This window comes from Pseudoalteromonas sp. P1-7a, assembly GCF_001401855.1.
Classification (GTDB): Bacteria; Pseudomonadota; Gammaproteobacteria; order Enterobacterales; family Alteromonadaceae; genus Pseudoalteromonas.
Genome location: NZ_LKDU01000011.1, coordinates 36,792 through 49,365, shown reverse-complemented (window position 1 = coordinate 49,365; position 12,574 = coordinate 36,792). Strand labels below are relative to the sequence as shown.

13 protein-coding genes are annotated in these 12,574 nt (G+C 41.0%); 8 read left to right on the top strand and 5 right to left on the bottom strand.

What is annotated here, in order from left to right; genetic code table 11:
- Positions 1–52: 52 nt before the first annotated feature.
- Together AN389_RS09110 and AN389_RS09105 are read right to left on the bottom strand one after the other, a co-directional pair.
- On the bottom strand, positions 53–1,369 hold the full coding sequence (locus tag AN389_RS09110; RefSeq protein ID WP_055019671.1) for a tyrosine-type recombinase/integrase: 1,317 nt from the start codon (positions 1,367–1,369) through the stop codon (positions 53–55).
- A gap of 506 nt (positions 1,370–1,875) precedes the next feature.
- Positions 1,876–2,697: a DUF4437 domain-containing protein gene (locus AN389_RS09105; protein WP_055014710.1), complete on the bottom strand. Its 822-nt coding sequence runs from the start codon at positions 2,695–2,697 to the stop codon at positions 1,876–1,878.
- Positions 2,698–2,840: 143 nt separating this feature from the next.
- Between AN389_RS09105 and AN389_RS09100 the strand changes: the two genes are divergently transcribed.
- Positions 2,841–3,794, top strand: coding sequence for a LysR family transcriptional regulator (locus tag AN389_RS09100; RefSeq protein WP_055014711.1), 954 nt, complete (start codon positions 2,841–2,843; stop codon positions 3,792–3,794).
- Between the two features lie 197 nt (positions 3,795–3,991).
- Complete coding sequence (locus AN389_RS09095; RefSeq protein ID WP_055019670.1) at positions 3,992–5,872, top strand: methyl-accepting chemotaxis protein; 1,881 nt, start codon at positions 3,992–3,994, stop codon at positions 5,870–5,872.
- A gap of 61 nt (positions 5,873–5,933) precedes the next feature.
- Here AN389_RS09095 and AN389_RS09090 read toward each other — a convergent pair whose 3' ends face one another.
- Positions 5,934–6,263, bottom strand: coding sequence for a 5-carboxymethyl-2-hydroxymuconate Delta-isomerase (locus tag AN389_RS09090; RefSeq protein ID WP_004588643.1), 330 nt, complete (start codon positions 6,261–6,263; stop codon positions 5,934–5,936).
- Positions 6,264–6,430: 167 nt separating this feature from the next.
- Here AN389_RS09090 and AN389_RS09085 point away from each other — a divergent pair, with 167 nt between their 5' ends.
- The 6 genes from AN389_RS09085 (at position 6,431) to AN389_RS09060 (ending at position 11,391) form a co-directional block, all read left to right on the top strand.
- Positions 6,431–6,913, top strand: a complete 483-nt coding sequence (locus tag AN389_RS09085; protein WP_055014713.1) for a CreA family protein — start codon at positions 6,431–6,433, stop codon at positions 6,911–6,913.
- Between the two features lie 9 nt (positions 6,914–6,922).
- Positions 6,923–7,696: a hypothetical protein gene (locus AN389_RS09080; RefSeq protein WP_055019669.1), complete on the top strand. Its 774-nt coding sequence runs from the start codon at positions 6,923–6,925 to the stop codon at positions 7,694–7,696.
- Positions 7,697–7,707: 11 nt separating this feature from the next.
- Positions 7,708–8,334 (top strand): LysE family translocator, encoded by a 627-nt coding sequence (locus AN389_RS09075; protein ID WP_055014715.1) that lies wholly within the window; start codon positions 7,708–7,710, stop codon positions 8,332–8,334.
- Between the two features lie 15 nt (positions 8,335–8,349).
- Positions 8,350–8,844 carry a gamma-glutamylcyclotransferase family protein gene (locus tag AN389_RS09070; RefSeq protein ID WP_055019668.1) on the top strand — a complete coding sequence of 165 codons (495 nt, stop codon included), beginning with the start codon at positions 8,350–8,352 and terminating at the stop codon, positions 8,842–8,844.
- Between the two features lie 11 nt (positions 8,845–8,855).
- Positions 8,856–10,397, top strand: a complete 1,542-nt coding sequence (locus AN389_RS09065) for a serine hydrolase (protein WP_055019667.1) — start codon at positions 8,856–8,858, stop codon at positions 10,395–10,397.
- Positions 10,398–10,473: 76 nt separating this feature from the next.
- A complete protein-coding gene (locus AN389_RS09060) occupies positions 10,474–11,391 on the top strand; it encodes a histone deacetylase family protein (protein ID WP_055014718.1) in 918 nt (305 codons plus the stop codon).
- Positions 11,392–11,445: 54 nt separating this feature from the next.
- Here the strand turns inward: AN389_RS09060 and AN389_RS09055 are convergent, their stop codons facing one another.
- Positions 11,446–11,739 carry a hypothetical protein gene (locus AN389_RS09055; protein WP_055019666.1) on the bottom strand — a complete coding sequence of 98 codons (294 nt, stop codon included), beginning with the start codon at positions 11,737–11,739 and terminating at the stop codon, positions 11,446–11,448.
- 2 nt (positions 11,740–11,741) lie between these two features.
- Positions 11,742–12,551 (bottom strand): DUF2797 domain-containing protein, encoded by an 810-nt coding sequence (locus tag AN389_RS09050; protein WP_055014720.1) that lies wholly within the window; start codon positions 12,549–12,551, stop codon positions 11,742–11,744.
- Positions 12,552–12,574: the final 23 nt, after the last annotated feature.

Here is a 12,574-nt window from a genome sequence, read left to right as displayed (position 1 = left end):
ATGGTGCAGCTAAGTATACCATTTTACTATTACACCATACTTCGCTTAATACCTACCCCATAAAGCTAGCCAGCAGCTCTAACCTTTGTTCTTTTGACAGCCCGGAAATCACAGACCTTAGATTTCCAACCTGAACATCAGCGTAGTCGTCTAAAAAACCTGCATATTTGGCTATTGTTTCTGTTACTTTTTCTGCGGGCTCTTTAAGCTCCTCAGCGGTTAAAATTAAATAGCCAGCAGTTACATCACTTTTATCTGTAATATGGTTTAGAAGGCGTTTCAGGAGGTATCCTGATACTCCGCTACTCTCAGCCATTGATGTAAATGTACGGCGCAAATCATGCGAAGTGATTTTTACTCCTGCAATTTGGCATACATGTTTCAGCGTTTTTTTAGGATCAGTGAGGTAGCCCTTTTTACTGTTTGTCCCAAACACATAGTCAGATACTTTGTATTCTTTTCGTCGATTAAATATCTCAGCTAATCGATCTGTAATAGGGAACTCGACATCTAAGCCATTTTTTGTATCTTCTAAAATGAATATCCTATCTTCAAGGTGTACTTGTGACCAAGGAAGTTGCAGTAACTCTGATCTTCTTAGGCCTGAAAAGGTTAAAAATTCTAGGTAATCACAAAAAGCAACGCGGCTATTTTGACGATACTTAGCAGCTTCATTTCTAACTTCATATAGTGCGTCTATAAATGGTTTTAGTTGTGAACGACGCAGTCTTGTTGTTTTACGCTTTACATTATTCCAGCTTCGTTTTTCAGAAAGTGCATCTACAGGATTTTCTGGAAATAATGAACGACCTTCTGAAGATTTGTATTCAGCTTTAGCAAAGTTAAATAAAGCACGCATTAGGCGCATGGTATAATTTGCCTGAGTAGGGCTTCTTGAGGTGATTTCTCGTTGGCGCTTTAAAATCATTGTTTGATTAATATCGGCTAAGCGCTTGTTATGCCAGTCCGGTAGATAGCAGTCCATTTTTTGCTTATAACCTCTTTTGGTTATAGGCTTGAGATCTCTAGATTCGATGTATGAATCAAAGGCTTCTTTCAAAGTAACTGAAGCCGCTCTAAATTGGCGCTTAAGGTCGTTAGGGTTTATACCCTCTGCGATATCTGCCATTACTTTTCTAGCCATTCGCCTTGCATCATCAAGTGCAATTGATGGAAAGTAACCAAGGGTGACATTAATCGGGGTGTCTCTCCCTGGTATTTTTTTATAAACTCTAAATGATTTTTTACCTGCTACGCTCACATCTAAAATGAGTCCTGACAATAGACTGTCATAATAGCGAGTACGTTTTCCGTTTGTTTCGATCTTTTCAAGCGACAATTCTGTGAAGCGAAATTTTGTGTCTGACATATGGTGCTACCTCTGTGCTACTTTGAACGTAAAATTTAACGTTTTGAAATACATAATGATTTATGCATCAGAGGTATGGGTTATTCAATAACCCTATGATATAACTATGAAAATTAGTAAATAGTTATATCAAAAAGTAAATCGTAGTAAGTCCTTGTTTTGCAACTCATAATCGTTAGGTCCCCAGTTCGAGTCTGGGAGGGGCCACCATTTTAAATATCCTATAGTAATAACATTTCATTCAATGGCTTATAGCTACTTAGCCAATATCTTTAAGATAACTAATCATTTAGCATTTTAGGCAACAAGCTAGAACTGTAATTTAGATTTATCCCTCTATTTTATATTCTGCAATCAAGAAGGTAGTTATCTTGCTAGCGACAGCTGTTATTATAAGTCCTGCGGCTTTTTCAAAAACTGCTCGTTATAGCTTTTAAGTATTAATAAATGAAAAAGCGCACTAAACAGTGCGCTTTTTTATGCAATTTACTTTTTATAAGTAGCTTCTAATTAACTTGGTACTTACTGTTAGTACGAATGTAGATAGTTGCAGGTTTGTCGCTGTTATTTTCAAGCGAGTGGGTAAAGTTACCGGTTGATTCTACATAGCTGCCTGCGCTTAGGTTTTGCGCTTTATCTTGCTCGCTTGAGTTGTACTCAACGGCGCCGGCTATAACAACAGCACGAAATTCGCTTGCATCTGTTTTTATTTCACCTTTAAAGCCGGCAGGAAGTTTAATCATTGAGCCGTTCATGTCAGCTGTATTTCCCCAAAGGTAGGTTGTTTGCACGCCTTGGGCGTTAATGTTGTTTAAATCGCTGCTGTTTAACCACACCATGTTGTCTGCATGTAGGTTTAGCGGGCGCTCGCCATTATCAAACTGCTCTTTTGTGGGCTTTACCAAATAAGGGCCTGAGTCTATTTCTAGGTAAATTAAGTTAGTTTTGCTATTAGCTGCTGTAGTGTGGTTTTCACCTGCAGGTTGTGTCCAAAATGAACCCGCTGGCATCCACATTTTTTCAGCTGTTGGGTCGTCATTATGCATTTGTCCTTCAATAACGATACCGCGGTAGGTAATGTTGTGAATGTGTGGTGGAGATTCAAAGCCTTTTTTAAACCGTACTAACATGCCTGTAGCAGTATTGGTTGTGCGATTTCCCCATAAATCTGCAGCGCCTGGGCTTTTATCTCCACGTAGTGGGTTTAAATAACCCCAATCAATATTGCTAGCGGCAACTACTTTTGATGCGCTTTGCTGTGCTAAAGCTGGCGTTGATATGAGTGTGGCAACCAGTGCAAGGGTTGATACATTAAGTGATAATTTCATTAAAAGCTCCGTTGAATTGGTATGCCGTATATAGTAAGACCTAAAATTCAGTCAATAAATGAGCATATATTAAATACACTTTCGCAAAAACGTGGATAATAACGTTATAGTTATGCAAGCTGTGAACGTAACAAGAGGGCGTGATGAAAATAGCCGATCTACAGGTATTATTGAAAGTGGCTGAGCTGCAATCCATTACTGCTGCTGCAAATCAATTGGACATGAGCTCATCTGCTGCTAGCGTTTCTTTAAAGCGGATAGAGCAGTCGCTTGGTGCACAATTATTTGTGCGCACAACAAGGCAAATACGCCTTACACCTGAAGGGGAGCGCTATTTACCTCTTTGCCAACAGGCGCTGGATTTGTTGCAGCAAGGGCAAGTACTTATTCATGAAGAGCAGCAATCAATTAGTGGTGAAGTACGAATCGCCGTGTCATCCGAAATGGGGCGCAACCTTATGCGGGTGTTACTTAATAACGTGATGGATAAACACAGCGAAGTGACGCTGCGCTTGCAAGCAAGCGACAGCCGCGCAGACTTTTACCGCGATGGTGTTGATGTTGCGCTGCGCGCCTTGACCAAAGAGGCTGCACAGGATTTAAATTTATATGGGTTTAAAATTTGTAACATTGCACATGTGCTGTGTGCCTCGCCTGATTATATTAACAAGCATGGTGAGCCTTCAGCCCCAGAGGATTTAGTGAATCACAATGCGCTGTTATATAAGCTTTATGAGGTAGTGCATGATGGGTGGGAGTTTTATAACGATAACCAAAAATATAAGGTTAAAATGAACAGCGACCGCGCTGTTAACGATGGCGATATAGTTAGACGTTGGTGTATTGATGGCACCGGGATTGCTAAAAAATCGGCCATTGATGTAGCAGAAGACTTATTGACTGGTAGGCTAAAAAGATTAATGCCTGATTACAAAATCCCCCTAACTGAAATGTGGTTAGTACTACCTAGCCGCCAGCTAATAACGCCCGCCATTAGACTTATTCGTGATGAGTTAAAACACACTATTAGCCAATTAAGAAAAAACTTGATTGCGCAAGGGATAATCAACGAGCAAGAGTGGCCCGACTCACCTTAGTTTACTTTACGTGAGGTTAGTTTTAGCTAGCCTTGCGCCTTTAAAATTCAATTCGCTTTCCAGCGGTGGATTAAATTAAAATATACGCTCTTCTTTTATGTTCTATTTTTTCTAATTATTGGGCTTATTGCTCAGCTGATCCTATATTTATTCTAAGCAGGTGTTAGTTAAGCCCTTTATCCATTTACAGGTATCGTATGTTACTTAAACAAAAAGTTTATATTAGTCTTATTTTAGCTATTGTTGTGCCATTAGCGGTTTCTACGTTTTTATTTTCAAATAGTATTCAAAATCATACCGATGAAAAGCTCGCAAAGGTTGATTTACCTACCGCGCTGAGTGAAGTTAAAAGCAAAATTGAGCTTGAACTTGCCACTCCCATTATTGTTGCTAAAGAGATTGCGCAAAACAGCTTTGTTAAACAATGGCTAAGTAACGGTGAGAGTGAGCAAGCAAGGGCCGATTATATTAATTATTTAGCCAGCATTAAAAAAGATAACAACGCAGTTATTGCTTATATAATTTCTAAAAACACTAACAACTATTACACAGATACTGGTATATCTAGAAAGATAGATAGAAATGAAGATGTATGGTTTGATCAGTTTTTATCCTCTAACAGACCCTTTGAAATAGCACTGGACATAGATAAAACCACAAATAGCATGGTGGTTTTTATTAACTATGCGCTACAAATTAATGGCGAGCGTACCGCCATTACGGGCGTAGGACGCTCGCTTGATTCTATGATCAACTTAATTAATGAATACCGTATTGGCGAGGCCGGTGTAGTGTATTTGGTTTCTGATAAAGGTGAGGTAATGCTTCACAGTGATAGAAGTAAAATGGGCCAAAAAATTAATATTAACGATATTAAAAATGGCGCCATTATTAGTAAAACAATGGCCGGTGAAGATTATGTTGTATCGAGTACACCTATTGAATCATTAGGCTGGCACTTAGTAGCAGAAGTACCCGAGCAGCAGCTATACGGGCCAATAAACAGTGCCATTAATAGCAATTTATTATTTGGTGTGATCATTGCCATTATTGGCTTTGCCCTAGCCAGAGTTTTAGTGTCGCAAATATTTAAACCCATTGAAAATATAACCGCTGCTGTGAGCGCGTTAACTAAAAAAGACGGCGATTTAACTGTAAGGCTGCCCACTAACGATAACAACGAAATATCAGAACTTGCCGCTAACTTTAATTTATTTTTAGAGCAGTTGCATGGCATGTTTAAGCAGGTTTCGGACTCAGCAACTCACGTAAAAAGTATTTCAGAGGATGTGTTAGTACAAGTACAAGGAGCCGCCAATTTGGCCGAGGTGCAATCATCTAGTACGCAAACTGTTGCGGCAGCCGTTAACGAGATGGAAGTCACCGTACAAGATATTTCAAATAGTGCCAGTAATGCCTCTGACATTGCTTCTTCAACAGAGGAAGCGACCCACAAAGGGGTTGAGTTTGTAAATAGTACGATAAAGCAAATGGAGCAGTTAGAAAACGCCATGGCTACCTCGGTTGCCTCGGTAACTGAGCTTTCAGGGGAAATAAAATCAATTACACAGGTGCTTGATGTTATTAAAGCAATATCGGAGCAAACTAACTTACTGGCGCTCAATGCTGCCATAGAAGCTGCACGGGCAGGTGAACACGGCCGTGGTTTTGCGGTTGTAGCCGATGAAGTAAGAACCCTTGCTATGCGTACTGCAGAGTCGACCGAGCAAATTAACGAAATGATAGACACGTTAAACTCTAAGGCGTCTAGCACGGTGTCGGATATAGAGCTGGGGAGTAAGAATACCTTAGAAAATGCTGAGCGCTTAAAAGTAACTGGCAGTACCTTAACGGGTATTTCTCAAGAAATTGTTACGCTAAGTGAACTAAATAGCTCGGTGGCTACAGCCACCCGCGAGCAAACATTGGCGACCTCAGAAATTAGCCAAAATGTAGTAATGATTTCTGACTCTGCGCAGCAAACAAAGCAAAATATGAAAACCTCAGAGGAGTTATGCAGCGGGCTAAATGAAGAGTCAAATATATTAAAAGAATTACTAGGTAAGTTTACGCTTTAGCAAAGTAATAGGTTTCAGTGAAAAGCGCGCTGTAATTTGGTAACAGCGCGTTTTATAACACTTAGTTCTTTCGGTAAATCTCGTGTTGAATGTCGTAAATATTAACGCTTAAACTATCAGAGTCTCGACAGTAGGTTTTTAGACATTCAAGCAAGCTCTCACTCAACATTTGTTTTTGTTCAATCGAGCGCCCAGCCATGATATGCGCCGCAATATGAATAAACCCTTCTTTTCCTTCACCTAGCTGATATTGCTGATAAGCAATTGCGCGGGTTTTAATGGTTTCTAGGTCAAACAAACCACTTTGAAAAGTCGCGTTGTGTACTTTTTCAACAAGCACTTGCGGTAATACAGGAAGATCTTCAGAGTGTTCAATAATAATGTGCGGCATTTACGCGTTTCCTATTATGAGTTACTACGTGGGCGTGCGCGTCATTGTACCAAAGCCTGAACTGCGCGCTAACCCCTGAAGAGTCTAAATTTAGTTGTATTAATTTTTGATGGTAGTATAAAAACAGTCACGTGAACCTTCGCTTATAAGCAAAATTAAGGATTAATATGAAATTACCATACCGCTTTAAACGTTTAGCTGTGCTCTTAGGTGCAGTGGTTACATTAAGTGCCTGCTCAGATGACGTTGCGTCGGTGAGTTTAGGGCTGTTTACTACTAAAGATGTAGTGGTAAATTCGCAGCAAGACCCGCTAGTAAAAGGGGTTACGTGCCATATTAGCCATATAGAGGCCGATTTAGATTTTTCAGATCCCTCTGATATGTCTATTGCGTGTCGTCAAACTGGGCCAATTACAGCCGATATGTTACAAGCAATAGATCGCAGTAAGTCGGGCGAAGTGGTGTTTAAGTCATCAAAAAGTATTTTATTTAAATCGCTAAAAGTGCGCCGTATTTACGATGCACAAAATCGTACATTACTGTACTTATCGTACTCGACTAAAGAGTCGAGCGGCAGCCATCACCATGCACTTTCAACAGTGCCTTTATATAAGACACAGGCCTGGAACTGGGCACTTGAACAAAAATAAGAGCACATTATGTTAGCGTTATTTAAATCAAAGCCGTTGCTAGAACAAGCTGAGCAGCAATGGCTGATTGATACCTTTATTTGGGCGGTAGAGCACTTTGATGCCGAATTTTTTACCAATCATACGCAAATAATATTACCAACCGTTGAGCACTTTCCTGATTCGGTATCGAGCATTGAGGAAATGGCTACTAAGGTTTTTGTGCGAGTACGCGATTACGCAGGTATGAATGCGTGGCCAATACAGTTGGTTGCACCACAGCAGTTACAACCACAAGTATTCCCACACTTTGAATTTGCTGAACATATAAGGGGAGAGCAAAGCCAGCTTATAGTACCGCCAAGCCATACGATTAATATCTCGTTTAACCCTAATCAAATTAATCAGCCGCAAGATTTAGTGGCCAGCTTTGCTGGCACGCTGGCGACTGCATTAATACATCATGTTGGGGTGTTACCGCCAGGCGGTAAAGACTACTTACCACAAGCGGCAGATGCGCTGGCCTGTTTTTTAGGGTTTGGGGTAATGATGAGCAACACTGTGTATCAATTTAAAGGCGGGTGTGGCTCGTGCTATAACCCGTATGCTAATCGTGAGGCTAAGTTAAGCGAAACCCATACTGTATTTATGCACGCGCTAATTAGTTATTTTAAAAACGACAGTGTCTCTAAAAAACATTTAAAGCCACATTTGCGCAGCCAATTTAAAAAAGCCCAAAAAGAGATCAAAGCATTAGTTGAAAACTCTGCTAATCCACTATTGCTTGCCTATGCACCCACTTAAACCGGATACTTGTGAACTACTTAGACGAATTTTTACTAATTGCCATTGCCCATTTTTTTGCTGTAGCCAGCCCAGGCCCCGATTTTGCTGTGGTGCTCAAACAAAGTATACAGCAGGGCAGGCGTAACGCCCTATGGACAAGCGCTGGCGTAGGCGCGGCTATTTTATTACACGTAGGATACTGCGTATTAGGGGTTGCGCTAATTTTAACGCAATCGCCTACTTTATTTATGGCACTAAAGTACGTTGCGGGCGCGTATTTAGCCTATTTAGGCGTACAAGCATTAAGGGCTGCCAAACCACCGGTAAATAAAACAGATAACATTGAAAGCAAAACAGCCCCACAAGAAAGCGTATGGCATGCATTTAGGCGCGGCTTTTTAACCAATGCACTTAATCCTAAAGCAACCCTCTTTTTTATGTCGTTATTTACCTTAGTTATTAGTGTAACTACACCTACCAGCGTGCAAGTTGTGTATGGGGTTTATATGGCTTTAGCTACTTGGGTGTGGTTTTCTATGCTTTCTTTAGTGTTGTCAAAACCCAGTGTAAGGGCGTTTTTTCAAAAAAGTGGCTATTGGTTTGACCGAGGGATAGGTGTTATTTTAATTGCTCTAGCCATTCGTGTTGTCATTTAACCTTAGGAGGAAGTCATGCCTATTTATAATTTTTCGTTTGGATCGAATATGTCTTCTAACCGCTTGCTTGCGCGTTTACCAAAAGCAAAGCGAGTTGGCACGGCTGTATTAAAAGGCTACGAGCTTACGTTTAATATGTTATTTAAAGATGGCTCGGGTAAGTGCAGTATTCAAAAGAGTGATGATAAAAACGCCCTGGTATACGGCGTGGTGTATGAGCTTGATGAAGCTGAAAAAGCAATTTTAGACACCATAGAGGGCCCAGGCTACGACTGTGTTGCTGTTAACCCCACTCTGTTAGATGGTGAGCAAATAGAGGCGCATTGTTATATAGCCAATACGCACGATAACGATGTGCTGCCATACGACTGGTATATTCAGCACGTTCATCGCGGCGCACTTGAGGCGGGCGTACCAAAAGAATACAGTGATGCAATACTTAATCGGCCGCATAAGCCCGATACAAATAAAGCGCGTGCTGATATTGAATTTGCAGTGCACCAAAAATAATAAGGATAATCATGAAACTCACCAAATTAGCCAGTTTAGCCTTGCTTGCCAGTACCACTTTTAATAGTTGGGCACAAATTAATACCACGCACTTAGAAGAGGTGATTAATACCTCAATGGCACGCTTTGACGTACCAGGTATGGCAGTAGCGGTTGTGCAAGACGATAAAGTGGTATTTGCTAAAGGCTTTGGCACAAGTAATCTCAATACAAATGCAAAAGTAAATAAAGACACACTTTTTGGTATTGCCTCAAATACAAAGGCGTTTACCAGTGCAGCACTGGCTAAGTTGATTGATGAAGGTAAGTTAAGTTGGGATGACAGAGTAATTGACCACTTACCTGAGTTTAGGCTGTACGACTCATACGTCACTCGCGAAATGCGTATCCGTGATTTATTAAGCCATCGCAGTGGATTAGGGCTTGGCCAAGGCGATTTAATGATTTGGCCAAGCACTGATAAATCTATAGCAGATATTTTAGCCGGCCTACAATATTTAAAGCCAGCCAGCAGTTTTCGTAGCCAGTATGCCTATAACAATTTAATGTTTGTAACCGCAGGCGAAGTGGTGGCACGTGTATCTGGTATGAGCTGGAGCGATTACATCGAAAAAAATATTTTACAGCCTTTGCACATGGAAAACTCGCGCGCGGGTTTTTCGCGTATTCCTAAAAGCAATAAAAACTGGGCAATTGGCCATATTCCTATGGATGGCAAGCTTAATCCATTCTTTGTTAACTACCTAGAGGACTTTAGAGGCGCAGGGGCTATTGCATCGAGTGTAAACGATATGAGCCAATGGTTACTTACGCAGTTAGCTGGCGGTAAAATGCCAAGCGGTGAGCAACTCTTTAGTGAGAAACAGCAAGCGCAAATGTGGCACCCGCATATTACCTCTATGGCGTCTAAAAGTGCGTATGAGGCCTATCATCAGCAATTTAGAGGCTATGGGCTAGGTTGGAGTATTGAAGATTACCACGGCTTTAAAAAGCTAGGCCACGGCGGGGGCATTTTAGGTATGGTGTCGCAAGTTACATTACTGCCTGAGAAAAAGCTTGGCATAGTTATTTTATCTAATCAGCAAGCGTTTAGTGCGCTTTCTGCGGTTACCCACGAAGTGCTTGAAGATGCCCTTGATCTTGAAGATAAAGACTGGGTTGAAGAGTTAGCTAAAAAACATTTTGCGAGTAAACAAAAAGCCTACGCAAATGCAAAACCCGACACCCCAGCAGATTATCAGCCACAATTACCTAATATAAATTACACCGGCACGCTACATGACGATTGGTATGGCGATGTAATTATTGAGCAGTTAGATGGCAAACTACGTATTGATTTTACCCATACCAAACGCTTAAAAGGCACCCTTGAGCATTACACAGGTAATACGTTTATTGTTAAATGGGATGAAAAACTACTTGAGGCCGATGCGTTTATTCGTTTTGATATGGGCGAAAATAACCGTGTAAATAGCGCTAAAATGCGTGCGGTATCAACAGCGGTAACAGACTTTAGTTTTGATTTTAGAAACCTTAATTTAAAAGCTAAGTAGTAATGCTATACACCAAAGTCGCAAAGCCACCTTAAGGTGGCTTTGTTATATTTAGACTCAAAGGAAAGGAGCGTTTATGCGTACTGCTGTTATTTCACACCCCCATTGCCGTAAACATAAAATGATTGACGATCATCCTGAGTGCCCACAGCGCCTTGACGCCATTGCCGATAGACTTCTGGCAAGTGGTATAGATATCGGCTTAACGCATTTACAAGCACCTAAAGCGCACCGTGAACATTACTTGTTAGCACATGACGAGTCGTTAGTTAATCTTGTGGAGCGTTTGCTCCCTAATGAGGGGTTAAATAACCTTGATGGCGACACTTGGCTATGCCCTGATTCATTAAAAGCAATAGAGCGCGCCGTAGGGGCAGGGCTGTTGGCTGTAGATGAAATACTCGCAGATAAACTCGATGCCGCCTTTTGCGCTGTACGCCCGCCTGGGCATCATGCCAATGCACATGCTTCATCTGGATTTTGTGTATTTAATAATTTAGCTATAGCGGTTAAGTATGCTCAAAGCAAAGGCGTTAAACGTATAGCCATAGCTGATTTTGACGTACACCACGGTAATGGTACACAAGACATATTTTTGGATGACGACAATGTATTACTTTGTTCGTTATTTCAATATCCATTTTATCCAAATACAGCCGTAAAAAATAACAGCCACATAGTTAATTCCCCTTTGCCAATAGCCAGTAATGGCGATGATTTAAAAGAGGTGTTTAATACTCAGTGGTTGCCTAAATTAAAAGCCTTTAAGCCAGAGCTGCTATTTATAAGTGCAGGGTTTGATGCACACCTAGAAGATGACATGGCCAGTTTAAAGTTTGTAGAAGATGACTACAGCTGGCTTACTGAGCAATTATGCGACGTTGCAAAAGAGAGTGGCTGTAAAGGTGTTATATCTTACCTTGAAGGCGGCTATGCGCTATCAGCATTAGGAAGAAGTGCTGTAGCGCATATAAAAGTGCTTAGTGAGTACTAATACCAATTTGAAATAATTAATAATTAAGCGAATTGGTATAACAAAGGCTGAGGGTTATAAACCTAGTAAATCAAACGCCTGCCTGGTATTAAGGGTTTTAATTTTGCCAAGGCAGCATTGCCCTTCATTTAACAAATAAGTGGTTACCAGCTGCGCAAGTTGCTCTTCATTAAGGGGCTTACATGCAGCGCCTTGTAGGTCAACGTATTCGCCTTGCTTATTCAGCACACGCACATTACTAAGCTCACTTTGTGTTACGCTGTGCAAACACGCTTGTTGCTCTTGTTTATCGCGTGCTATTTCAAGCTCATTATAAACAATTAATAACTGTGGAAAGCTGTTTAGCATAGTTACCCTACTGTTACCTCATATGAAGTAAATTTACGTACATTAATTACGCCTGTATCAAAAATTAAGTACTGACCTTTTATACCTTGGAGCACACCGCTTACTACTGGGTTTTTATCAAAATTAAACGAGCTAATTTTAGTGGGGTACTCTGTCACCGGAAAGTTTAAGTCAACCACGTCTTCATCAAGTTGCTCTATAGCTGTGGCACCAAATAACTCGCTTAACTCATTTAATTTATCGCTAATTTGCGGGATAAGCTCAGCCGCAGCGGCTTTTAAGTCAATTTCTTCGTTTTGGCCCTTTAGCATATTACGCCAATTGGTTTTGTCGGCGATAAACTCAGCCAAAGCCACCTCCACTAAGCCTGATTGCAAACGTGTTTGTACTTTAAAAATAGGTAAGGCTTGAGTGGCACCCTGATCAACCCAACGTGTCGGTATTTGAGTATGACGGGTAATACCTACTTTAAGGCCAGAGGTATTGGCTAAATAAACGTAGTGAGGAATCATGCAGTTTTCTTCGCCCCACTGCGGCTCGCGACAAGTGCCTTGATCGTAATGGCAGGTTTCTGGCTTCATAATACACATATCGCAGCTAGCAAGCTTACGCATACACACAAAACAGTGGCCTTGCGAGTAACTCTTTTTAGTTTTTTTGCCACAGTTTGAGCATAAAATAGTACCGCTAAATGTAAGCGTTAACTCTTTACCAATGAGTGCGTTTAGGTCGATTAAGTTGTCGCCCACAGGAAGGTGATATTGAACCGGTTCTGTTAAGCTCGATTTTAGTTTACGCAAAGTGCCTTGCATCTTTACTTGGCCCCTAAAGATGT

Excerpts from the sequence above, each read along its gene's own strand:
- AN389_RS09090 (WP_004588643.1), bottom strand. The coding sequence starts at position 6,263 with ATGCCGCACATTATTATTGAACACTCTGAAGATCTTCCTGTATTACCG.
- AN389_RS09070 (WP_055019668.1), top strand. The coding sequence starts at position 8,350 with ATGCCTATTTATAATTTTTCGTTTGGATCGAATATGTCTTCTAACCGC.
- AN389_RS09055 (WP_055019666.1), bottom strand. The coding sequence starts at position 11,739 with ATGCTAAACAGCTTTCCACAGTTATTAATTGTTTATAATGAGCTTGAA.
- AN389_RS09080 (WP_055019669.1), top strand. The coding sequence starts at position 6,923 with ATGTTAGCGTTATTTAAATCAAAGCCGTTGCTAGAACAAGCTGAGCAG.
- AN389_RS09065 (WP_055019667.1), top strand. The coding sequence starts at position 8,856 with ATGAAACTCACCAAATTAGCCAGTTTAGCCTTGCTTGCCAGTACCACT.
- AN389_RS09085 (WP_055014713.1), top strand. The coding sequence starts at position 6,431 with ATGAAATTACCATACCGCTTTAAACGTTTAGCTGTGCTCTTAGGTGCA.
- AN389_RS09105 (WP_055014710.1), bottom strand. The coding sequence starts at position 2,697 with ATGAAATTATCACTTAATGTATCAACCCTTGCACTGGTTGCCACACTC.
- AN389_RS09100 (WP_055014711.1), top strand. The coding sequence starts at position 2,841 with ATGAAAATAGCCGATCTACAGGTATTATTGAAAGTGGCTGAGCTGCAA.
- AN389_RS09050 (WP_055014720.1), bottom strand. The coding sequence starts at position 12,551 with ATGCAAGGCACTTTGCGTAAACTAAAATCGAGCTTAACAGAACCGGTT.
- AN389_RS09110 (WP_055019671.1), bottom strand. The coding sequence starts at position 1,369 with ATGTCAGACACAAAATTTCGCTTCACAGAATTGTCGCTTGAAAAGATC.
- AN389_RS09095 (WP_055019670.1), top strand. The coding sequence starts at position 3,992 with ATGTTACTTAAACAAAAAGTTTATATTAGTCTTATTTTAGCTATTGTT.
- AN389_RS09060 (WP_055014718.1), top strand. The coding sequence starts at position 10,474 with ATGCGTACTGCTGTTATTTCACACCCCCATTGCCGTAAACATAAAATG.